Annotated in this window: 19 protein-coding genes; 13 read left to right on the top strand and 6 right to left on the bottom strand. The window is 55.0% G+C overall.

What is annotated here, in order from left to right:
* The first annotated feature begins 4 nt into the window (after positions 1-4).
* Positions 5-1,285: an L-cysteine desulfidase family protein gene (locus tag OCV69_RS06000; RefSeq protein ID WP_158358323.1), complete on the top strand. Its 1,281-nt coding sequence runs from the start codon at positions 5-7 to the stop codon at positions 1,283-1,285.
* A gap of 81 nt (positions 1,286-1,366) precedes the next feature.
* On the opposite strand, the gene OCV69_RS05995 is transcribed toward OCV69_RS06000, so the two are convergent.
* Positions 1,367-1,837: an ATP synthase subunit B family protein gene (locus OCV69_RS05995; protein ID WP_158358322.1), complete on the bottom strand. Its 471-nt coding sequence runs from the start codon at positions 1,835-1,837 to the stop codon at positions 1,367-1,369.
* A 253-nt stretch (positions 1,838-2,090) separates the two neighbouring features.
* Here OCV69_RS05995 and OCV69_RS05990 point away from each other — a divergent pair, with 253 nt between their 5' ends.
* The gene (locus tag OCV69_RS05990) at positions 2,091-3,536 is read left to right on the top strand and encodes a M20 family metallopeptidase (protein ID WP_022274510.1); all 1,446 of its coding nucleotides are present in this window, start codon (positions 2,091-2,093) and stop codon (positions 3,534-3,536) included.
* A gap of 80 nt (positions 3,537-3,616) precedes the next feature.
* Here the strand turns inward: OCV69_RS05990 and OCV69_RS05985 are convergent, their stop codons facing one another.
* A complete protein-coding gene (locus OCV69_RS05985) occupies positions 3,617-4,870 on the bottom strand; it encodes a coproporphyrinogen-III oxidase family protein (RefSeq protein ID WP_158358321.1) in 1,254 nt (417 codons plus the stop codon).
* 7 nt (positions 4,871-4,877) lie between these two features.
* A complete protein-coding gene (locus OCV69_RS05980; RefSeq protein ID WP_158358320.1) occupies positions 4,878-5,780 on the bottom strand; it encodes a radical SAM protein in 903 nt (300 codons plus the stop codon).
* A 299-nt stretch (positions 5,781-6,079) separates the two neighbouring features.
* Here OCV69_RS05980 and OCV69_RS05975 point away from each other — a divergent pair, with 299 nt between their 5' ends.
* The 4 genes from OCV69_RS05975 to OCV69_RS05960 all read left to right on the top strand — a co-directional run bounded on the left by OCV69_RS05975 (position 6,080) and on the right by OCV69_RS05960 (position 9,873).
* Positions 6,080-6,589, top strand: coding sequence for a dihydrofolate reductase family protein (locus OCV69_RS05975; RefSeq protein ID WP_158358319.1), 510 nt, complete (start codon positions 6,080-6,082; stop codon positions 6,587-6,589).
* Between the two features lie 163 nt (positions 6,590-6,752).
* Positions 6,753-8,366, top strand: a complete 1,614-nt coding sequence (locus OCV69_RS05970; protein ID WP_158358318.1) for a hypothetical protein — start codon at positions 6,753-6,755, stop codon at positions 8,364-8,366.
* A 14-nt stretch (positions 8,367-8,380) separates the two neighbouring features.
* Positions 8,381-9,289, top strand: a complete 909-nt coding sequence (locus tag OCV69_RS05965) for a hydroxyethylthiazole kinase (protein ID WP_158358317.1) — start codon at positions 8,381-8,383, stop codon at positions 9,287-9,289.
* Positions 9,277-9,873, top strand: a complete 597-nt coding sequence (locus OCV69_RS05960) for a sugar O-acetyltransferase (protein WP_158358316.1) — start codon at positions 9,277-9,279, stop codon at positions 9,871-9,873. Before OCV69_RS05965 ends, OCV69_RS05960 begins: the two co-directional genes overlap by 13 nt.
* A gap of 2 nt (positions 9,874-9,875) precedes the next feature.
* Here the strand turns inward: OCV69_RS05960 and citX are convergent, their stop codons facing one another.
* From citX to selD, 3 genes are all read right to left on the bottom strand, one after another.
* The gene (gene citX / locus OCV69_RS05955; RefSeq protein ID WP_158358315.1) at positions 9,876-11,315 is read right to left on the bottom strand and encodes a citrate lyase holo-[acyl-carrier protein] synthase; all 1,440 of its coding nucleotides are present in this window, start codon (positions 11,313-11,315) and stop codon (positions 9,876-9,878) included.
* On the bottom strand, positions 11,312-12,358 hold the full coding sequence (gene citC, locus OCV69_RS05950; RefSeq protein ID WP_158358314.1) for a [citrate (pro-3S)-lyase] ligase: 1,047 nt from the start codon (positions 12,356-12,358) through the stop codon (positions 11,312-11,314). Before citC ends, citX begins: the two co-directional genes overlap by 4 nt.
* A 109-nt stretch (positions 12,359-12,467) precedes the next feature.
* Positions 12,468-13,508, bottom strand: coding sequence for a selenide, water dikinase SelD (gene selD / locus OCV69_RS05945; RefSeq protein WP_158358313.1), 1,041 nt, complete (start codon positions 13,506-13,508; stop codon positions 12,468-12,470).
* A 186-nt stretch (positions 13,509-13,694) separates the two neighbouring features.
* On the opposite strand from selD, the gene yedF reads away from it, so the two are divergent.
* From yedF to OCV69_RS05910, 7 genes are all read left to right on the top strand, one after another.
* Positions 13,695-14,309, top strand: a complete 615-nt coding sequence (gene yedF / locus OCV69_RS05940) for a sulfurtransferase-like selenium metabolism protein YedF (RefSeq protein WP_022273279.1) — start codon at positions 13,695-13,697, stop codon at positions 14,307-14,309.
* Between the two features lie 19 nt (positions 14,310-14,328).
* Positions 14,329-15,078, top strand: coding sequence for an acyl-CoA dehydratase activase (locus OCV69_RS05935; protein ID WP_158358312.1), 750 nt, complete (start codon positions 14,329-14,331; stop codon positions 15,076-15,078).
* Positions 15,079-15,095: 17 nt separating this feature from the next.
* On the top strand, positions 15,096-16,250 hold the full coding sequence (locus OCV69_RS05930; protein WP_158358311.1) for a double-cubane-cluster-containing anaerobic reductase: 1,155 nt from the start codon (positions 15,096-15,098) through the stop codon (positions 16,248-16,250).
* 167 nt (positions 16,251-16,417) lie between these two features.
* Positions 16,418-17,338 carry a nucleotidyltransferase family protein gene (locus OCV69_RS05925; RefSeq protein ID WP_022273276.1) on the top strand — a complete coding sequence of 307 codons (921 nt, stop codon included), beginning with the start codon at positions 16,418-16,420 and terminating at the stop codon, positions 17,336-17,338.
* A gap of 78 nt (positions 17,339-17,416) precedes the next feature.
* A complete protein-coding gene (locus tag OCV69_RS05920) occupies positions 17,417-17,803 on the top strand; it encodes a hypothetical protein (protein WP_022273275.1) in 387 nt (128 codons plus the stop codon).
* Positions 17,804-17,860: 57 nt separating this feature from the next.
* Positions 17,861-20,356 (top strand): TolB-like translocation protein, encoded by a 2,496-nt coding sequence (locus tag OCV69_RS05915; RefSeq protein ID WP_158358310.1) that lies wholly within the window; start codon positions 17,861-17,863, stop codon positions 20,354-20,356.
* A gap of 155 nt (positions 20,357-20,511) precedes the next feature.
* A complete protein-coding gene (locus OCV69_RS05910; RefSeq protein WP_022273273.1) occupies positions 20,512-21,804 on the top strand; it encodes a UDP-N-acetylglucosamine 1-carboxyvinyltransferase in 1,293 nt (430 codons plus the stop codon).
* The last annotated feature ends 121 nt before the right edge of the window (positions 21,805-21,925 follow it).

Below are 21,925 nucleotides of genomic sequence, written 5' to 3'. Positions count from 1 at the left end.
CATCATGCATGAACTTACAAAACTGATCAAAGACGATATGCGTCCGGCCCTGGGAGTTACAGAGCCGGGGGCCATTGCATACGCAGTCTCCAAAGCCAGATCCTATCTTACGGGAGAGCTTAAGGAGGTGCGGCTCTTATTAAACAGCGGCATGTATAAAAATGCCTACACCTGCGGGATCCCCAACAGCCTGTTTTTCGGAAACGAATATGCGGCTGCCCTGGGAGCCGTGGCCGGGAGACCGGAAAAGGAGCTGGAGAGCCTGGCCGATGTGACAGAAGAGGACAATGCGGCGGCAGAGGCCCTGGTGAAGGCCGGAAGGATCCATGTGGAAATGAGCGGGATCACCAGCCGGATCTTCATTGAGGCCCAGGTAAAGACCGCAGACGGCGAAGCCATGGTGCGGATCCGGGACTCCCATACCAATGTGGTACGGATCGAAGCAAACGGAAAAACCATCCTGGACCGGGAGGAGCCCCAGGCGGCAGAGGCCGCAGAGGAAACGCCTCTGATCCATAATTATACCCTGAGGCAGATCTATGAATATGCGAAAACGGTCCCGGCAGAAGAGATCTCTTTCATAAAGGCCGCTTATGACATGAACTACGCTCTGTTTGAAGAGGGATTAAAAAACGAAAGGACCACCTATGCCCGCCATCTCCTGAAAAAGAACGGCGGACAGATCCTTTCCTCCGATGAGCAGAAAACGGCATCCCTTCTCTGCAATGCCGCCATCGAGGCCCGTGTCATCGGACTGGACCGGCCGGCCATGAGCATCACCGGCTCCGGAGCCCACGGGATCATCGCCACCATGCCCCTTTACGGCGTATGTAAGATCCGGGGGCTGGAGGATGAGGCATTGTACCGGGCCACGGCGCTTAGTTATCTGATCTGTATGTATATTAAGGAATATTCCGGCAAATTATCGGCCTTCTGCGGCTGCGGGATCGCGGCCGGAACGGGAATGGCCTGCGCCCTGGTATATCTGTGGGGCGGCGACGATCAGATGATGGCAAAGACCATCAACAACATGGCCAGCAGCATCACCGGAATGATCTGCCACGGCGGGAATAAGGGCTGTACCATGAAGGGCGTTGTGGCTGTGGACGCGGCATTCCAGTCCGCAGAGCTGGGAATGAACGGGATCTTCATCGACGATATCCATGGCATCAACGGCAGTACGCCGGAGGAGACCATGCGCCATATGGGTGAGATCGCCTCGCCGGGCATGACGGGAACAGAGAAGACCATCGTGGATATCCTGCAGGAAAAGGGCCGGGCGTAAGGGCCAGGCCCTGGCCCGCTGCCCGCGAAAATAAAAAGCGCATCACCTGGAGACCTCCTCCGGATGATGCGCTGACTTTTATTATGCGTTCTTTTTCTGATCGTCCTTTTTCTTTCTGAATCGGTCTAAGAATTTCTTCTTCTCCGGCAGAGGCGGGATCCCGCCGCGGACGCTTTTGATCTCTGTTATGTACATACCGCTGATCACGACCTTGGCTTCAGTCTTTAAGGGAAGCTGTAAAAATACCTTTTCATCGGCGATCATGGTCATGATCCTGGGACCGATCTTGGCTTTTACCACCGGGATCTTGGCGCGCTTGGCGTACCAGGGCGTCTGCTCATAAACGATGGCCGGAAGTCCGGCTTCCTTCAGCTTCAGTTTCTTTTTGTCAATGGCCATAAGCGTTACCACCTGCTTGGCGGCGTCGATGGTGGCCTGGGCCTCAACCTGACGTTTCTCCAGCTTTCGTCCAAAGTAGTACAGAACACCGAGCACGATGGCTGCAATGATGAGGACTACGAAAAGGACGTTCATTACGATGCTCCAGTTCATGGGTATACCTCCAGTTGTCTTCACGTTCGCCCTCTTTGCAGGGCATTGCTTGTATAAGTATAGCATTCCTTACATAAAAGTGCAAGGAGATTTTCCGTCTCCGGCAGCCCTCCGCCTCCTGCCCCAGGGGCTTTTTTTGCGGCTTTTTTGCGGTCTTAAAGTCCGAAAAGAATTGACGGTATTTGCAAATAATGGTAAAATATAGATATTCAGAACAAATGGTGCGAATTTTTCAAGGAAAGGTGACACGACTATGGGAAAACAGACAGTATGGGAGGAAATTGACAAAAAATCGGCGGAGATCCTGGAGGCCAGCGACCAGATCTGGGGATGCGCAGAGACTGCTTTTACAGAGCATCAGTCCATGAAAGTCCTCTGTGAGCTGCTGAGAAAAGAAGGTTTTCAGGTGGAAGAGGGACTGGCAGGCGTGGAAACAGCCTTTAAGGGCACCTTCGGTTCCGGGAAACCGGTGATCGGCTTCCTGGGGGAGTTTGATGCATTATCGGGTCTGGACCAGGAAGCAGGGGCCACGGAAAAGAAGCAGCTCCATGCAGGCGCTCCGGGCCATGGCTGCGGCCACAACATGCTGGGTGCGGCTTCTCTGTCTGCGGCCTTAGGGCTTAAGAGATATCTGGAGGAGACAAAAAAATCCGGTACAGTGGTCTATTTTGGCTGTCCCGGCGAGGAAGGCGGCTCCGGCAAGGCGTTTATGGCCAAGGGCGGCGCGTTTTCCGGCCTTGACGCGGCCATTACCTGGCATCCCGGCGATCTGACCCGGGCCGATACAGGAAGCTCCCTGGCAAACTACCAGGTGGCCTATAAATTCTATGGCACCAGCGCCCATGCAGGCGGAGCCCCCCATCTGGGAAGGAGCGCCCTGGATGCTCTGGAGTTAATGAACATGGGCGTTCAGTTCCTCCGGGAGCATGTGGTCCCCGAGGCCAGGATCCATTACGCCATCACAAACACCGGCGGCTATTCTCCCAATGTGGTGCAGCCCTATGCAGAGGTGCTTTATCTGATCCGTGCGCCGAAGAATAAACAGGTGGAGGAGATCTACCGCCGTGTCAATAAGATCGCGGAAGGCGCGGCCCATATGACAGAGACCCGGGTGGAGATCGATTTTGTGAAGGGCTGCTCCAACCTGGTGAGCAACAAGGTGATCGCAAAGAAGCTGTGGGAAAACCTCACGGAGCTTGGCGCGCCGGAGTATACAAAGGAAGAAATGGAGCTGGCCCAGGCCATCCACGACAGCGTGGGAGAAAGCTGCTATGAGTCCATTGAAAAGGTGGCGAAGACCTGCGATAAGGAGACGAAAAAAGAGGTGCTGGCCCACAGAGGCGAGGCCATGTACCGGTTCGTGGCACCCTTTGATCCGGTGGGGATCATGTCCTTTGGCTCCACCGACGTGGGCGATGTGAGCTGGAACTGCCCAACCGCCCAGGCATATGTGGCCACATGGGCGGCAGGAACGCCGGGCCATTCCTGGCAGGTGGTCTCCCAGGGCAAGAGCGGCCTGGCCCATAAGGGACTGATCTACGCGGCCAAGGCTATGGCGGGAGCCGCTGTGGATCTGATCGAGGACCCGGAGATCATCAAAGAGGCATGGGCTGAGATGGAGGAGACGCTGGAGGGCGATACCTATCACTGCCCGATCCCGGACGGATGCAGGCCCAGGGCCATCGGAATGACAAAATAAAACGCGGACTATATCACGGACGCCGGAGGGGCGCTGCTGGATCATCTGTATGGATGACCGGGCAGCGCCCCTTTTCACATCTACAATTCCATCTGCTCCGGAAATGCTTCCTTCCTTAAAAGCCCCCACATCCGGTCAATATAGGAGAGGGTGTAAAAGTTTTCATAGTAATGGTAATAAAAGGCCCCCTTCAGGGTCATGGAGTAGACTCCGTCCTTTTCTTCGGCAAATCCCAGCAGCTTTGCAAGGCGCAGCTCCAGTCCGTACATTTTCTTTAAGGGAACGCCGAAAAAGGCTTCAAAGTCCCGGGGATCCACGCGGGTGCTGTAAGCGGTCCAGAACAGGTAGTAGATCATCCGCTGTCGGGGCGTAAACCGGAGGGTCAGGGCTGTGGGCAGTTTTTTCTGGTCTATGCGCCGGATATACTCCTCCACAGAAAAGGTGTTGATCTTAAACTGGTCCCTTAAGAGCGTGGCGGCAGAGCAGCCGAACCCTAAGAAGTTATCCCTGGTCATGGAGGAGTAGGAAGCATGCTTCTCTCTGGCAAAGGTCCAGATGGAGCTTCTGGTACAGCCGGTCTCCAGGCAGTACCGGGTGATCTGGTCCAGAAGCTGCCGCTTTTCCTTTTTTCCCATGGACGGAAGGACGCTGTCGGTGAAGGTGAAATCAATGAACGGATAAAGGGCCACATGGTTGGCCCCGGCTTCAAAGGCAGCATCCACGTCGGCCTTCAGATCCCCAAAGGTCTGGGATGGAAGGGCAAAGATGAAATCCATGGACACCGTTTCAAAGGGGACCTGGGAGAGGGCGGCTTTTAGAGGGACCATGTCCGCGCCGGTCCGGCCCAGGAGCTTCTGGAATTTTTTCTGGAAGGACTGGATCCCGATGCTGAGCTTTGTGATCCCGGCCTCTTTTAAGATATGGAGGGTACGGGGCGTTACATTTTCCGGATGGAGTTCGATCCCGATGCCCTGGGTAATGATAAAATGCTCCTGGATGGCGTCGATGATCTCCTTTATGCGGTCCGCCGCCAGGGCCGGAGTGCCGCCGCCGAAGTACAGGTTGGTGACGGCCTTTTTTCCGGGAGCCTGGCTTCCCGCCAGATGGATCTCCCGGATCAGTGCGTCGATGTACTGACTGCATGCCTCCTCGGTGTAGAGGGTCTTGCAGTAGGGACAGAAGCTGCAGATGCTCCGGCAGAAGGGGATATGGACGTACAGCCCCAGGCCGTCACAGTCAGAAAAGGGCAGCTCCTGATCGTATTCGTTTTTAAAAAGGAAGGGCTTTGTGGAACGGGTCAGCCACATCCGTGTCAGCTCTGTGATCATATGTATGCAGCTCCTAAATATATTTCAGATACGTTTTCAGCATATCCAGGACGATCCGGGGCTTTCCTTGGAAGATCCGGGTGTATTCTGCCACAAAGAAATAGCCGCACTGGCTGCACAGGTCCGGGACAGAGATGCAGCGGCCGCAGGTGGAAAGAGTCCCGTTTTCCATGACCACGCACTGGCGGCAGGGAGTGGGAAAGCTTCCGTCGATCAGATAGGGAAAGGCGCTTTTTAAGTTGAAGACCGGGACGCCCTCCTCCATCATTTCCTCGATGACGCGGCAGCAGGAGGCCTTTTCCTCCCGGGACAGGGCCAGCTCCCTGGTGTCGGGATAGGGAGTATGGAAATTAAAGGAAACGGCCCGCACATTTTTTGTATCCCTGGCGGTCCGGCACACATGGCGGACGGCGTCCTTATTGATCTGGTTGATGGCCATGTAAAAGCAGATGTTGTCAGAGGAAGCGTTTTTGATGTTTTCCATGATGAGGTCATAGGTGTCTCCCCGGACGGCGTTGTGACGCTCCCGGTCCCCGTCCAGGCTCAGAAGGATCAGATCGGCCTCCGGGAGGTCCAGGGGAAAGGTTCCGTTGGTGACCACGTTGACGATGAGAAAGCCCATGCGCTTCGCCTCGATCACCAGGTCCCGGAGGGTGATGTCCCCGTCCCTCCATAAAAAGGTCTCCCCTCCGCAGAAAAAGAGGATGCGGATCCCCATGGAGTAAAGCTGTTCCATCTCCCGGCGGATCTGGGCATATGGATAGAGGACGGAGGTGATATTGTTGACGGAGCAGTGCTTACAGTGCAGGTTGCACCGGTCCGTCACGATGATGGTGCCAAGAATGGGATCGCTTTTTTTAAAGAGGATCGTCTTTAAGCCAAAGACGGCCAGGGGGAGGAAGGAGGAAATCTTCATGGGGGAACATCCTTTCTTTTGAGAAGAGATTTTCATTTTAAACCATTGTATCATATCTGCTCTTCTGGTTCCATAGAGAAAGATCTCCTTTGTTCCTGGAAAGAACAAATGGGGAGCGGTTTTTCTCCGGCGGCATCATGGGGGAACAGGCCTGTACCGGCTTAAAGAGGTATGCAGCAGATTGTCAGGGCGTAAGACTGATAATAGAGGCATAGATCAAAAGGGTAAGATATGGTTGTGCAGGACTGTATCCTGGGTTATACTGATGAGACAAGAGATTTTCAGTAAGGAGGACTGACATGGCAGTATATTTTTACGGCTGTATTACATTGGATGGGTATCTGGCTGCAAAAGGGCATGGCCTGGACTGGCTTTATGATACAGGAAGTCCGGAGGAGACCAGCTATGACGAATTTTACAGCCATATGGATGTGACCTTGATGGGGCGCCGGACGTTCCAGGAGATCGAAAAAACAGGGGATCCAGCCTCTGTTTATCCCACCACAGAAAATTATGTCTTTACCCACAGAGAGCTTTCCTGTCCGGGATTTACAGCAGTCAATGGAGATCCCGTGGAGTTTGTAAAAGGCCTGGGACAGGACCGCAGCATCTGGGTGGTGGGCGGAAATACCATTCTTGCCCCTCTGCTGGATCAGGACATGGTGGATCATCTCATTATCCAGGTGGCCCCGGTACTGCTGGGCGAGGGGATCCCTCTGTTTACGCAGAAGGAAGCCATGCGCCGGTTCCGACTGGAAACCGTCCGGCAATACGGGCAGTTTGCGGAGCTGGTGTACGGCCGGAGATAACCGGGGCCGTTCATCTCCAACTGTTTTCTTTGCGTTGCACAGCAGAGAAGGACATGCTATACTAACCGCGGAGCGTCTGGCATGACAGACAGACTTTTTGCATACATCGCGGAAAGCCGGACGTCTGCCGGATGATCATTAAGAGAACAGGATGGATAAGAGTATGAAGTTCAGAAGAAAACTTGCGGCGTTTACGGCCGCCTGCGTCCTTGGGACCGCATCATTTACGGGAATGGAAGCAGAGGCGGCAGAAATTCCGGAATACATGAGATCTGTGACGTATTTCGGAGACGAATGGCCCATTAACTACTGGAACAGCGAAGACAAAAACATGGAAGAAAATATGGCGCGGATCGCTGCCGACGGCTTCAACAGCCTGATCCTGGTGATCCCGTGGCGGGAATTCCAGCCCAGCGAGGTGGGAAGCTATTTCAATGAAAGGGCCTTTGCCCGCCTGGACCAGGTGATGGACTGCGCGGAGCGCCATGGCCTGGGGGTGGTCCTGCGGCTGGGATACGTATGGGATTACCTGGGGGCGACCGAGACGCCGAAGCGGTTTGCGGCCATCACAAAGGACGATGGTCCGGAGCGGAAGCTGTGGCTGGAATACAGCAAAAAGGTGTATGAAACGGCGGCGGCCCATGAAAACTTCTGGGGCGGCTTCATTACCTGGGAGGATTTCTGGAACTATACGGAAAATATGGGCCGCGACATGGCCATGTCCAGCCGGATCCGTATGGCAAAGGACTGCGGCTACCAGGCGTACCTGGAGGAAAATTACACTCTGGACCAGGTAAGGGGATTTTACGGCCCGAAGCTGGAGACGTTTGAACAGGTATATATTCCATATAAGGACCATCCCTCCGCGGAGCTTTTTTATGAATTTTATGACCATTTCCTCACAGAGCTGACGACGGAGACCCAGGCCGTGTTCCCGGGGCTGTCCCTGGAAATCCGGGCAGACGGGGACATCGTGTATGACGGGATGGGAGGAAAGAAATATTATTCCCACAGTGCCACCTACCCCTGTCCAGGGGCTGATTATGCGGCCCTCATGTACAGCGTGTCCATGGGACAGGAGAACACGGGAAATAAGATCTCTGCCTCCACGGCCCTGGAGGCCATGACCAGGAATCTGGACAGTATTTACGCGGCGGCCGGGAAGCCGCTTTACATCGAGCAGCTTTTGTATATGGATTCCACTGAGGCCTTCTCCCATAATACCCAGGTGGAGGATGAACAGGTGGGAGAGTTTGTCAGGAACCTGGCCCCAGTGCTTTCTGGACGGACCAATGGATACGGGCTATGGGTATACAGGAATTACGTGAATAATGCCGTTTATAACAGCCAGTTTGCCCTGGACCAGGAGGGCTGGAGCTTTTCTGGAGACAGCCGGATCGAGGAGCGGAACGGCTCCAAGGCGGCAGTCATCGGGAAAAAGGGCTCCATTTCCCAGGATCTGGATGGCCGGATCCCCGGAAGCAGCCGGATCCATGTGGAATTTTACGCAGAAGCAGAAAACGGCGGAGCCAGTGTGACGGTACAGCTGGGCGGCGACGAGCAGACGATCCATGTGGGCGAGGGGAAAACGTACCGGATGGAGTTTGAATCCCTTCCCAGATACACGTTTTCCATCACCGCAGAACGGCGGATCCATGTGGACGATATCCGGGTCTATACCTATGAGCAGAACGGCCGGATCTATGAGCGGGACGGAAGCGCGGGAGATCTGGCCGGGGATTTCCGGACACTCAATGGAGAGCTGGCCGCAGAATAGGAGATGGAAGAAGAATGGAGCTGACAGGAGAGACAAAAGACTGGGGACGTGGGATGGCGGAGGCGTTTTCCATGGTTAAGGATCAGGCACCTCTGGTGCACATGATCGCCAACTATGTGACGGCCTCCTTCTGTGCCGACGCCATGGCGGCCATGGGGGCCAGACCGCTCATGGCCCAGGCCCCGGAGGAGATGGAGGAGATCACCGGATCGGCGGACGGACTGGCAGTGAACCTGGGCCAGCCGTCAGAAGAAAAATATCTGGCCTGTGAGCGGGCGCTTCAGACTGCCGGAAATCTGGGTATCCCGGCGGTCCTGGACCCGGTGGGAGCCGGGGCGTCCGGATACCGGAAAAAAGCGTCGGCCAGTCTGTGCGCGGCTTCATGGCCTGGGAGGGCCTGGTCCGGAGTGCTGAAGGGAAACAGCTCAGAGATCCACACGGTGCTCACCGGAGCCACCGCCCACAGCGGAGTGGACAGTGTGGGGACGTTTTCCCATCTGGAAGAGGAGGCCGCGTTTTTAAGGGATATGAGGGAAAAAGACCGGAACATGGTGATCTTGGAGACAGGAGCGGTGGATAAGCTCTGCTGGATCTCAGAGAGCGGTGGAAAAGACCGGATCTTCCGGGCTGCCTTCGGCCATGAAAAGAGCCGCCGGGTGAACCTGGTGGGCACGGGCTGCGTCACAGGAGCCGTCCTGGGAGCCCTTCTGGCAGCGGAGCATAAAAAAACGGGAGCCATGCCGGGAACGGACCGGATGGCCCTTCTGGCGGCCTCGGCGGTATCCATGGTCTCTTTTAGCTGCGAGGCCATTGGGGACGGAGGGTATGGAACATATAAATGGAAGCTTCTGGACGCTCTCAGCCAGCCGGACCTGGGTTTATATGAGGCGTACATAGGGAGAAATATGAAATGGATATGTTAGAGATCATGAAAAAGAAAGAGGCATACTGCTCAGACCACAGGGACATGCCGGGAGAGCTTCAGAAAAAGGCAAAAATGCTGTGCTGGCGGTACAATCAGACCAGTCCGGAGGAGGGAGATGCGCGGGCAGAGATCCTGCGGGAGCTTCTGGGAACGTGCAACCCTCTGACGTTCATCGAACCGTCCTTCCGCTGTGATTATGGCTTCAACATCCACACCCACGGGCTGACGGTGATCAATTATAACTGCGTGATCCTGGACACATCTCCGGTCCATATCGGGGAAAATGCGTTTATTGCGCCGGGCGTCTGCATTGCCTGCTCCGGCCATTCCAAAGACGCGGCCCAGCGGGCGGCCGGGATCGGTACGTCAGCGCCGGTCACCATTGGCCGTGACGTCTGGATCGGAGCCAATTCTACTGTCTGCGGCGGTGTTTCCATCGGGGACGGGACCATCATCGGGGCTGGAAGCGTGGTCACGAAGGATATGCCATCCGGGGTGATCGCTGCGGGCAATCCCTGCCGGGTGCTCCGCAAGGTGACGGAGGAGGACAGGTGCAGGATAACGGGGGAAGAAAGGGGATGATCCTAGGCGATCATCCCGCTTTCCTCTAAAAAGCAGATCATCAGGCTGACGGCCAGGAGATCTGCGCAGCCGCCGGGACTCAGATTCCTTTTTATAAAGGACTGGTCCAGGGCGGCTGTTTTTTCTCTGAAGGATTCCGGGGTCAGCTCTGCAAGGAGGGCACCGGCTTCTTTTTTTCCGGCAGCAGCCTCTGTTAAGCCGCCCCGGTGGATCATATTGGTGTCGTCCACCTGGGAGAGCAGGGAAAGAAGCGTCAGGACGGCTGCGTCGTTTAAGGAAAAGCCCTGGGATAGCCAGGCCTTTAAGGCCGGAAGGCCGATGGTAAGGGCCGACGGAAAGCCCAGGGCAGCCTCTCCGCGGGCTCCGGCAATGCCGTAGGCTGTGTGGATCCTTTCCCCAGCCGTTTCTTCTGTGGATCGTCTGCGACCGGCCCCGGCGGACACGTCCTGGCGTCTGTCTTCGGCTTTGAAGTCTTTCAGAGAGCAGCTTCCCAGCTTTTTGCATTCCCCGACCACCGCGTCCAGCGGCACAGGAGGCTTCTTTCCGAGCAGGAAGGCGTCTTTATATACCTTTCCCAGGGCTCCGCAGAGGATGGCAGAGGCAAAGATCAGACCCTTGTGGGTATTGACGCCGCCGGTGGCGGAAAACATCTTTGCTTCGGCGTTCTGTCCGGCAAAACGGAGCCGTTCAAAAAGCCGGTCCCCGGTCTCGTCCCCATGCTCCCAGCCGATGCTGAAAAAATCCCGAAACCAGGGGATCAGGGCGGAGCTGCTGTCCACAAAGGTGAAAAAGTCCATGTCCTGGTGGGAACCGGAGTTATTCCGGTCCACCAGGCCGGGCTTTGGCGTAGCCGATACCTCATAGAGCAGGGCGCGGACGGCTGCCGCCGCTGCCTGGTCGGCAGACTGTTCCTTAAAATAGTCGTTGAGGATCTGGGCAGTCCTCCACCGTACCAGCTCCATGGAATGGGTGCGGTTCCTGGCGCATGCCTTTGCATTTTCGCCGCAGATCAGGCAGGAACGGGGCGGAAGGCCAAGAACAGAGCGGCTTAAGGGAACGGAATCCGGTCCCAGGACGTCTATGTCAAAGAGCCGTCCCAGTCCGTGGTTTTCTTCGATGGAGGCCATTTTCCTCTTTATTTCCGGGGCATCGGCAGCCAGAAGGAAAAAGGCCTCCGGCCCTGTGTTTTCCCTGGATTCCTCAAAAGAGAGGAGGTCCTGGCCGGAAACGGCGGCCCGGATCTCCCGGAAACCTTTCTCGAAAGCCCGGATGGCCATGGGAAAACACTTGATCTCTCCAGGGATATTTAAGGAAAAGCTGATGAGGCAGCGGGCCCCCGGTGTGTTTAAAAGGATTTTCTGTTTCCCGGCCCGGCGGCTCCGGGCGTCCAGGATCTCTGTCAGGGACGCCGGAGAGCCGCAGAAGATCTGGTTTAATTTCATGGGCGCGCTCCAAATTCGTTTTTCAGATACTGGGCCGTACACGGCGGCACAAGCTGTAAGACCTCCTCTGTAACGCCGGTTTCAGCCAGCAACTTCCGGACTCTGGAGGCGCTGATCACCTCTGGCTTTCCCTCGGGGGTCTCCGCCGTGGTCCGGGCGATCTTTATAAAGGAAATGCTGTACTGGGGCAGAAGCCGGATCATGGCCTCGTTATAATCTCTTGTCACCGGATCCAGAGGCTCCTCTCCGGCAAACCGCTTGGTGATATGGAACAAGGGGGCGATCCGGGAGGCGAACAGAGTGATGTCCAGCTCGCTCTGGATCCTGGCTGCATCCTCGCCTTTTTTCAGGAAATAGGTGGGGAAGGTAGCGGAGGAGATCATATATGGGCCAGAGGGATGGACCTTCACATTGGGAAGGTGGGCCGTTCCTTCCTTTACCAGACGCATCCGCACCTCAAAGGGGAAGAGGGAACGGTCCTCCTCCACCACAAAAATGTGGAGCAGGCTGCACCGGGAGGCGGCATAGGTGATCAGAGCCAGATGGCCTTTGGTAAAGGGATTGCAGTTCATGACGATGCAGCCCACGCCTCCGGTCAGGGTGTTTCCATGGTTTTCAAGGGATTCCGGGAGGAATGCAGAGTAAAAACGCTCCAGCCCGTTTTTCCTGTTTTCCAGCATCAGCACCGACTGGGTCTCAGCCAGGGGATAAAAGCCGCAGGATGTGAAAAGAACCTTGTTTTTTGGCCTGGTGATGACGAAAAGATCATAGTGGCCAGCTTCAAACCGGTTTTCCACCAGTCTGGATACCAGGCTTCCCAGGGCGTTCTGACCTCTTAGGGCCTCGTCCACGGCAAAGCATTTTAAAAGGTTTCCGGCGCAGCAGCCGCAGCCCAGCAGAGTCTCGTCCTGGTCAAAAACGCCGAAGGCAGTTTCGATGTCATCTTCAAAAACCAGCTCATGGTCCGATAAAAAACGGACCAGCATCTCTTTATCGTGGGGAAATCCCAGGGAGATCTCATGGATCGTAAATTCTTCTGTCATAGTATCCCTCCTGTCTGTTTTTACAGAGATTATATCATTTTTCCGGCCTTATGAACATAAAAAAAATCCGGAATTTTAGATGAGTTCCAAAATTCCAGATTATAAACGTTTACTCAATGATCAGATCCACATCCGTCTTTTCCACCACCTCGCCGATGATGGCTCCGGTGATGCCCTGGGCGGTCAGCTTTTTGCAGAGCTCCATGGCCTGGTCGCCGGGAAGGGCCACCAGAAGGCCTCCGGAGGTCTGGGGGTCTGCGATCAGATCCACCAGGCACTGCTCGGCAGAATCCATGATCCGTAAATGGGGCTTCACATAATCCATATTCCGGTAGGCTCCGGCAGGGATGATGCCCATTTCCGCCAGCTCTCTGGCTCCGTGGAGCAGCGGAAGCTTTTTGCTGAAGAGCTTTAAGGTGCTGTCGCTTCCCTCTGCCATCTCATAGGCATGTCCCAGAAGACCAAAGCCTGTGATATCGGTGCAGGCATGGACATCCGGGAAGGTCTGGGCTGCTTCAGCTGCCCTGGCGTTCAGAGTGGCCATGGAACAGGTCATGGCGTCATAATCCTCTTTTGATACCAGGTCTGCCTTGGCTCCTGTGGTCAGGACGCCGGTTCCCAGGGGCTTGGTGATCACTAAAAGATCCCCAGGCTGTGCGCCGACATTTTTAAGGATCTTATCGGGATGCACGTACCCAGTGACGCAGAGACCGTATTTGGGCTCCGGATCCTGGATCGTGTGGCCGCCGGCGATGGTGCAGCCGGCTTCCACGGCCTTATCGTGGCCGCCCTTTAAGATCTGCCGGATCGTTTCCTTGGAAAGACAGTTGGGAACACATAATAAGTTCATTGCCACCGCCGGCTGTCCGCCCATGGCGTACACGTCGCTCAAAGCGTTGGCTGCGGCGATCTGTCCGAACTGGTAGGGATCGTCCACGATGGGCGTAAAGAAATCCACAGTATGGATGGCGGCCACATCGTCGGTGATCTTGTAGACACATGCGTCGTCGCTGGTATCAAAACCCACCAGAAGGCGGGGATTATAAACGTTTGGAAGATCTTCCAGTATTTCTGTAAGGACACCCGGTCCCAGTTTGGCTGCTCAGCCGGACGCGGTGGTCATCTGAGTAAGGGGCAGTTCTTTTGCCATTTGTAAAAACCTCCTAATTGATCATGATTTCATCATAACACCTGGATTTTTAAAAAGCAACCGTATAGATAAACATATTTACAACCGGTATATGTATTGAAATATGCTATTTGACAAGACTGCTGAAACAACGATAAAATAAAGGGCAGCTTATTGGGCGAAAAATACAAGCAGGAGGATTTGATCATGGCAAATGTAGTCGTAAATGCAGTGGGAGACCAGTGCCCGATCCCGGTAGTGAAAGCCACAAAGGCATTAAAGGCAATGACAGAGGCTGGAACCGTTGAGGTTCATGTAGATAATGAGATCGCCGTCCAGAACCTGACCCGTCTGGCATCCAGCAAGGGCTTAAAGTCCTTTGCAGAGAAGAAGGAAGAAAAGCTGTTCATCGTGAAGATCACCCTGGACAAGCCCCTGGAGGAGAACGGAGCCGAGGAGGAGGCTTCCTGCGGCGTGGACAGAAGAAAAAACACCGTAGTAGCCATCGCTTCCGAGCGCATGGGACATGGAAACGACGAGCTGGGCAAGGTCCTGATGAAGGGCTTTATCTTTGCTCTTTCCCAGTTAGACGAGCTTCCCAGCACCATCCTTTTCTACAACGGCGGCGCAACCATCACGACCGAGGGCTCTCCGTCTCTGGATGATTTAAAGAATATGGAAGCCCAGGGCGTGGAGATCCTTACATGCGGAACATGTCTGGATTATTATAATCTGAAAGACAAGCTGGCGGTGGGAAGCGTGACCAATATGTACACCATTGTGGAAAAGCTTGCCAACGCAGATAAGATCATCAAGCAGTAAGGAATAACAGGAGAGTATCATGTATCAGGTGGGAATCGATATCGGGTCCAGTGCGGCCAAAACAGCAGTCATAAAGGATGGGGAGGTCGTGAAGACCTACCTTTTAAATACAGGCTTCAGCAGCAGGAAAACGGCGGAGGATATCTACCAGATGCTGGAGAAGGACGGGATCCACAAGGATAACGCCGCCTATGTGGCTACGGGCTACGGACGGATATCGGTCCCCTATGCCGATAAATCTGTAACAGAGATCACCTGCCACGGAAAGGGAGCCTGGCATCTGTTCGGAAGGAATGGGACGGTCATCGACATCGGAGGCCAGGATACCAAGGGGATCGCCTTGAAAAACGGCCGTGTCATGAAGTTCATCATGAACGATAAGTGCTCTGCGGGTACCGGGAAGTTCCTGGAGGTCATGACCAACCGTCTGGGACTGACCATGGAGGAGCTTTCAGACCTGGCATCCCGGGGAAATCCCATTACCATCAGCTCCATGTGTACCGTGTTTGCAGAATCGGAGGTCATCAGCCTCATCGGAAAGGGAACTCCCAGGGAAGATATCGCTTACGGCGTCATCGAATCGGTGGTCACCAAGGTGGTGCAGCTGATCTCCCAGGTGGAGGGGGATCAGTATTTCCTCACCGGCGGGCTCTGTGAGGATCCCTATATTTTAGAACGCCTTTCCCTTGCGCTCCATGCGCCGGTGGAAAGCGTACCCCTGGCCAGATACGCCGGGGCCATCGGAGCAGCGCTTACGGCTGCCGTATAGAGAAAGGAAACATCAGAATGAATCGTGATCTGCCCAAATTATTTGATGAATTTGTAGATGCCAGAAAAAACGGCTTCCTGGCAGCCAAGGAATTTAAGGAAAACGGCGGAAAATTAGCGGGCTGTCTCTGCTCCTATACGCCCCAGGAGCTGCTGGACGCTGGAAATATTGCGGCCATCGGCCTTTGCGGGACCAGCAACGAGACGATCCCGGATGCAGAAAAGGTGCTCCCCAAAAACCTGTGTCCGCTGATCAAGGGAACCTACGGCTTTGCTGTGACGGAAAAATGTCCGTATACATATTTTTCTGATATCATCATCGGTGAGACCACCTGTGACGGAAAGAAAAAGATGTATGAGCTTCTGAACGAGATCAAAGAAACGTATGTGATGCAGCTTCCCCAGGGACAGGACCGCCCGTATGCCAGGGATATCTGGTATGAGGAAGTATGTCTTTTAAAGAAAAAACTGGAAGAAAAGTTTGGCATCACCATTACAGACGAGGATCTGAGACGGGCCGTGCGGGTACGCAACGAGCAGAGAAAGGCCCTCTGCGAAATGTATGAGCTCCAGGCCCTCTGCCCTCCGCCCATGCGCGGCACAGAGATGATGCTGGCGCTTCAGAAGGGTACCTTTACCTTCGACCTGCAGCAGCAGATCTCCAATATCAAAGAGCTGGTGAACGAGGCTAAAGCCGCTTATGAAAGAGGGGAGCGTCCTGTGCCCGCCTTCGCAAAGAGGATCCTGATCACAGGCTGTCCCACCGGCGGTGTGATCCAGAAGGTGGGGATGGTGATCGAGGACAACGGCGGAGTCATTGTCTGCCTGGACGACTGCTCCGGCGAACGTACCAGGAGCATGATGATCGACGAGAACGCAGACGATATTTTACGTGCCATTTCTGACCGGTATCTTTCCATCCACTGCTCCGTTATGACGCCCAACGACGACCGTCTGGAAAATACAAAGAAAATGATCGAGAAATATAAGGTAGACGGCGTGATCGAGGTGATCCTCCAGGCCTGCCATACCTTTAACGTGGAATCTCACAAGACCCGCCGGGTGGTTGAGGACGAGCTGGGCGTTCCGTATCTGAAGCTGGAGACCGATTATTCCACCACAGACAGCGGCCAGATCGAGACCCGTGTTGCGGCCTTCCTGGAAATGCTGTAAGATCAGGATGCCCTGGGGCTGCTGTAAAAGAGAAGGTTTTGAACCTCTCTTTTGCAGCAGCCCATTTTTACATGAAAACTATTCACAATTTCTTAAGAAGTCACGAATTGAAAAGCCCTGTGGGTTGTGGTATGATAAAATCAAGATTTTGCGAGGAGGATACGAAAATGAAGCAGACGTCCCTTGTTATCATGGCGGCCGGGATCGGAAGCCGGTTCGGCGGCGGGATCAAACAGCTGGAGCCGGTGGGGCCCAACGGCGAGATCATCATGGATTATTCCATCCACGACGCCCTGGAGGCCGGTTTTAATAAGATCATTTTCATCATCAGAAAGGATCTGGAAAAGGATTTTAAGGAGATCATCGGAAACCGGATCGAAAAGGTGGCTCCGGTGGAATATGCATTCCAGGAGATGGATGACCTGCCGGAGGGATTTACAGTGCCGGAGGGCCGGAAAAAGCCCTGGGGAACGGGACAGGCCGTTCTGGCAGCCAGAAACGTGATCCACGAGCCCTTCCTGGTGATCAATGCCGACGACTATTATGGAAAAGAAGGATTTAAAAAGATCCATGACTATATGGTAAACGAGATGGACGAGGACGGAGACTGCTACGATATGTGTATGGCGGGCTTTATTTTGTCCAATACTTTAAGTGAGAACGGAGGTGTTACCAGGGGCGTGGCCACAGTGGATGAAAACGGGTGCCTTGCCAAGGTGACGGAGACCTACGATATTTACCAGGACGCAGATGGAATGCATGCGTCTGACAACGACGGAAATCCGGTGACTGTGGAAGCCGGACAGCACGTTTCCATGAATATGTTCGGTCTGCCCATGGGTTTTTTAAAGGAGCTGGAAAAGGGCTTTCCGGAGTTCCTGGGAAATGTGAAGGAGGGTGACGTAAAGGCCGAGTATCTGCTCCCGGCCATGATCGACCAGTGCATCCGTACCGGAAAGGCCAGAGTCCGCGTACTGGAAACACGGGATAAATGGTTCGGAGTCACATATAAAGAAGATAAACCGGCGGTGGTGGCCTCGATCCGCAGGCTGGTGGATGAAGGCGTTTACCCGGAGAAGCTGTTTTAAATATTGAAGTGCGCTTCCCGCTCCTTCCTGCATATTATGATCCCAAAGGGATTTACAGGAAAAGGAGCGGGAACTTTTATGGAAAGGATCTATCGCGGCTATCCCCAGGCCCTCCATGCCATGGAGCGGAGTGGGGATCTGATGCCATACATGCTGTACCGGAGAGAGGAACAGGCGGGACGCCGGAGCGCGGCTCTGGAAAAACGCCGTTTCCGGGATCCGGAATATTTTAAGGGGCTGTATCCCCGGTCCGTCAGACGCTGCCAGAGCTTTGTGGAGGCGTGCTGTGACCGGTACGATCACCCGGGAAGCCCCATTTATGATGAATACCCGGACCGGGTACTGCTGCTGGGGATCCGGAACCGGATCCTCGAAAAGATGCGGGAACAGGGGGAGGACCCAGACCAGGATCTGGTCTGGCTTCTGACCCTCCAGGAGATCTTACGGCGGCGGGCGATCAGTTAAAGGACCGGCGTACAGGATACGCCGTCCGGAAGAAAAGGCAGACAGGAAGAGAACTGAATGAAAACAGGAAAAAAAATTGCAGTGCTGGCGCTGATCTTTGTGGCGGCAGCCATCATTTATTTTGTCTGGCCCCTGGGCCGGAAGGAAGAGAATAAAACAGGCGTCGTGTATACAGCCATGGGCGAGGCAGAGCTTCCGGTGGTATATCCCACGGCTCTGGGACGGGAGCTGGCGCCGTTATTCGGCCACCGGGAGGAGCTGGCTGTCACAGCAGAACGTGACAGCCTCCTGGTGCTGCCGGAGGACCGCAGGCTTCCCATCCGGATCCAGTATGGAGATGAAATAAAGACACTGCAGTATGAGATCCGGACCATGGACATGACCCATCTGGTGGAGCGCACCATGGTCACGGACTGGACCGAGGAAAACGGTCAGATAAACGCAGTTCTGCCAGTCCAGAACCTTCTGGAGCCGGAGACCCAGTATCAGCTGGGGATCCAGGCGGTCCTTTCGGATGGGACCAGCGCCTGGTACTACGCCCGGATCCTGGAGACGGACAATGATCATGCAGCCCAGATGCTGGCCCTGGCGGAGGACTTTTCCCAGAAGACCTTCCACTATGATTCGGCCCAGGAGCTGACCACCTATATGGAGTCGACGCCCAGCGCGGATAATTCCAGCTTCGGAACGGTCACCCTGAAAAACAGCTTTACCCAGATGACCTGGGGAAGCCTGGGCGTGTCCCGGGGAGAAACGGTCTTTGCGTCCCTTAAGGAGCTTTCCGGTGATCTGGCTAATATCGAGCTGGAATACTATGTGACCAGGGAGGCAGACGGCGGAGCCGGAGGAGCGGACGGCGGGGAGACAGAGGTCTATGGGGTGACGGAGAACTTCACTTTAAAGTGGAGCAGCCAGCGAATCTATATGATGGATTATGAAAGGACCATGAACCAGCTCTTTTCCGGCAGCCGGGAGCTTTTCTCAGGAAAGCGCATTCTTCTGGGGATCTCCGATGGAGCCGGGCTGTACGCAAAGAAAAGCGAAAGCGGCCGGTATACGGCCTTTGTGACCAACCGGGAGCTGTGGGCCTATGACCGGGAGGAGGGAGACAGCATCTGCATTTTTGCCTTCGGAGGCTGGAACACGGACGACCTCCGGGCCCTCCAGGACCGCCACGGGGTGGAGATCCTGGAGGTGTCCGACGGGGGGGCTGTGGATTTCCTGGTCTACGGCTATATGAACCGGGGCGGCAGAGAGGGATACACAGGCGTTTCCTATTACCGTTATGAGGCAGAATCCAATACGCTGACGGAACAGTTCTTCCTTCCGGCCGCCGAGCCGTACAGCGAGCTCCGGCTGGATCTGGCCCGCCTGGCCCATAAGGGACAGAACGGTATTTTTTACATGTATATGGGCGGAAGCGTTTATGGGATCGATCTGAACAGCCACGAGTATGTGGTGGTGGCTTCAGGGCTGGATGAGGAACGGTTTGCGGTCAGCTCCGATGGGTCCCGGCTGGCCTGGCAGGAGGATACGGGGATCTATGATTCCAGGATGCTCCATATCATGGACCTGGATACAGGAGACAAGACCCAGATCGGAGACGGAAAGAGCGATGCGTACAGGATCCTGGGCTTTGTGGGAAGCGACTGCGTGTACGGGATCGGAGAATATGGGGATCATATCATATCCAACGGGCGCACCATGGGCTTATATCTGAAATCCCTGGATATCATCGACCAGAACATGGCCAGCGCCATGCACTACGAAAAGAGCGGAAAGTACATCCGGGACGTGGCCGTGGACGAAAGCCGGATCCACCTGGAGCTGGTGTCCGACCGGGACGGCGGCTTTTTCGGAGAGGCCGAGGAGGAGACCCTGGTGTGCAACGCAAAGGTCCTTCCTGGAAAGATGGACGATATCGGCTGGTATGCGTCGGATGTGAAGGGACGGGTTTATTTTGTGCAGCTGGGCCAGGATATTTCCGCTTCCCAGAAGATCCGGACCATTTCCCCGAAAAAAACGGTGCGGGAGGAGAATAATGAGATCCATATGGAGGCTCAGGCCTCTGGCGTGGAGGAAAAGTTTTACGCTTATGGCCGTGGACGGCTCATTGGGATCTATTCCAGCTTTGCCGATGCGGCTGACGCAGCGTATGATCCCATGGGCTTCGTGACCTTTGGAAAGCACGATCTGGTGTGGGAGAGGGCCAGCCGTCCGGGCTCCTATTTCATCCGGGATCTGAATACCGCCACCCGGAAGCTGGACCGTTACAGAACGGAGTTTACGGGAACCAGCCGGAGGGAGGGCGACGCCCTTCTTCTGGACGCCTCGGGGAGCTCCTTAAATGCAGCGCTGTTTTTCGTCTGCCGGAACCAGCCAGTGCTCTTGTATACCGGGGAAGGAAGCTTTCTGTACCTGACCGGCTATGACCAGACCCATGTCCGGATCTGGGATCCGTCCGCAGCCCAGAGTATGACCATTCCCATGGAGGAGGCCAGAGCCCGGTTTGAAAGCCTTGGCAGCGACTATATCTGCTGCCTTCCGCTCTGATCCGGCAAAGGAAAATCCCTACTTTACAAATCCCGAATCTATGCTATAATTTACTAGTCGAAGTATAAGCAAATGAGAGTGTTTGCGGGAATTATAGAAATCAGACCGCTTTCCGGCGCTTCCGGAAGGCGGTACAGCGGATATAGAGGTGCAGAATGGAACAATATATTATGAAGGGCGGCAACCCCCTGGTGGGAGACGTGACCATCAGCGGAGCAAAAAATGCGGCTCTGGGGATCCTGGCGGCGTCCATCATGACCGATGAGGATGTGGTGATCGAGAACCTGCCGGATGTAAGCGATATCAACGCACTGCTGGATGCGATCCGGCACCTGGGCGCTAAGGTGGAGCGGCCCGACAGGCACACAGTACGGATCAATGCCAGGGATATCCACGCAGTGACCGTGGAAGATGAGCATATGCGCAAGATCCGCGCATCCTATTACTTCATTGGTGCACTTCTTGGAAAGTATAAGAGCGCGGAGGTTCCGCTTCCCGGCGGTTGCACCATCGGAAGCAGACCCATTGACCAGCATTTAAAGGGCTTCCGTGCCCTGGGCTCTGACGTATCCATCATGCGCGGGGCAGTGATCGCCCATGCCATCGACCTGGTGGCCAGCCATATCTACCTGGATGTGGTTTCCGTGGGCGCTACCATCAACATCATGATGGCCGCCACCATGGCTGAGGGAGAAACGATCTTAGAGAATGTGGCCAAGGAGCCCCATGTGGTGGACGTGGCCAACTTTTTAAACAGCATGGGCGCCAACATCAAGGGAGCCGGTACGGATGTGATCCGGATCCGCGGCGTGCGGCATCTCCATGGAACCACATACTCCATCATCCCCGACCAGATCGAGGCCGGGACCTTTATGTGCGCGGCCGCAGTGACCCGCGGAGACATCACGGTGAAGAACGTGATCCCCAAGCACCTGGAGGCTATTTCCGCAAAGCTCATGGAGATGGGCTGCGAGGTGGTGGAGTTTGACGAAGAGATCCGTGTGGTGGGAAAACCGAAGCAGCGCCATATGAATTTTAAGACCCTGCCGTATCCCGGTTTCCCAACAGATATGCAGCCCCAGATGACTGTGGCCCTGGCTCTGGCTGACGGAACCAGTGTGGTGACAGAGAGTATTTTTGAAAACCGCTTCAAATACGTGGATGAGCTGTCCCGCATGGGAGCAAACATCAAGGTTGAAGGCTCTGTGGCCATTGTGGACGGCGTCAGCATGTTCACCGGCGCACAGGTGGTGGCTCCCGATCTCAGAGCCGGAGCGGCCCTGGTACTGGCCGGACTGGCCGCCGAGGGCTATACGGTGGTGGACGAGATCGGCTACATTGAACGGGGCTACGAAAACTTTGAAGAGAAGCTCCGCTCCCTGGGCGCATGCATCGAGCGGGTGGATTCTGAGAAGGAAGCCCAGAAGTTTAAGCTCCGGGTGGGCTAGACAGGTTCCGCGTAAATTTCAAATTTCCTATTGACATTTGGAAAGGAATCGGCTAGTATATTGGCTGTAACTCAACGGCGGCTCCTGGCTGCCGGAAAACAAAATAAAAAAGTTCGTAGAA

It is taken from the genome of Alitiscatomonas aceti, assembly GCF_025567195.1.
GTDB lineage: Bacteria > Bacillota > Clostridia > Lachnospirales > Lachnospiraceae > Alitiscatomonas > Alitiscatomonas aceti.
The sequence above is the reverse complement of the archived record's forward strand: the minus strand, read 5'-3'. Positions and strand labels throughout refer to the sequence as shown.

What these genes read in the sequence shown, in the direction of transcription:
- OCV69_RS05920 (WP_022273275.1), top strand. Translation starts at nt 17,417, where the DNA reads ATGGAAAGGATCTATCGCGGCTATCCCCAGGCCCTCCATGCCATGGAG.
- OCV69_RS05915 (WP_158358310.1), top strand. Translation starts at nt 17,861, where the DNA reads ATGAAAACAGGAAAAAAAATTGCAGTGCTGGCGCTGATCTTTGTGGCG.
- OCV69_RS05970 (WP_158358318.1), top strand. Translation starts at nt 6,753, where the DNA reads ATGAAGTTCAGAAGAAAACTTGCGGCGTTTACGGCCGCCTGCGTCCTT.
- OCV69_RS05965 (WP_158358317.1), top strand. Translation starts at nt 8,381, where the DNA reads ATGGAGCTGACAGGAGAGACAAAAGACTGGGGACGTGGGATGGCGGAG.
- OCV69_RS05930 (WP_158358311.1), top strand. Translation starts at nt 15,096, where the DNA reads ATGAATCGTGATCTGCCCAAATTATTTGATGAATTTGTAGATGCCAGA.
- OCV69_RS05925 (WP_022273276.1), top strand. Translation starts at nt 16,418, where the DNA reads ATGAAGCAGACGTCCCTTGTTATCATGGCGGCCGGGATCGGAAGCCGG.
- OCV69_RS05910 (WP_022273273.1), top strand. Translation starts at nt 20,512, where the DNA reads ATGGAACAATATATTATGAAGGGCGGCAACCCCCTGGTGGGAGACGTG.
- OCV69_RS05960 (WP_158358316.1), top strand. Translation starts at nt 9,277, where the DNA reads ATGGATATGTTAGAGATCATGAAAAAGAAAGAGGCATACTGCTCAGAC.
- OCV69_RS05935 (WP_158358312.1), top strand. Translation starts at nt 14,329, where the DNA reads ATGTATCAGGTGGGAATCGATATCGGGTCCAGTGCGGCCAAAACAGCA.
- OCV69_RS05980 (WP_158358320.1), bottom strand. Translation starts at nt 5,780, where the DNA reads ATGAAGATTTCCTCCTTCCTCCCCCTGGCCGTCTTTGGCTTAAAGACG.
- OCV69_RS06000 (WP_158358323.1), top strand. Translation starts at nt 5, where the DNA reads ATGCATGAACTTACAAAACTGATCAAAGACGATATGCGTCCGGCCCTG.
- citX (WP_158358315.1), bottom strand. Translation starts at nt 11,315, where the DNA reads ATGAAATTAAACCAGATCTTCTGCGGCTCTCCGGCGTCCCTGACAGAG.
- citC (WP_158358314.1), bottom strand. Translation starts at nt 12,358, where the DNA reads ATGACAGAAGAATTTACGATCCATGAGATCTCCCTGGGATTTCCCCAC.
- OCV69_RS05975 (WP_158358319.1), top strand. Translation starts at nt 6,080, where the DNA reads ATGGCAGTATATTTTTACGGCTGTATTACATTGGATGGGTATCTGGCT.
- OCV69_RS05995 (WP_158358322.1), bottom strand. Translation starts at nt 1,837, where the DNA reads ATGAACTGGAGCATCGTAATGAACGTCCTTTTCGTAGTCCTCATCATT.
- OCV69_RS05990 (WP_022274510.1), top strand. Translation starts at nt 2,091, where the DNA reads ATGGGAAAACAGACAGTATGGGAGGAAATTGACAAAAAATCGGCGGAG.
- yedF (WP_022273279.1), top strand. Translation starts at nt 13,695, where the DNA reads ATGGCAAATGTAGTCGTAAATGCAGTGGGAGACCAGTGCCCGATCCCG.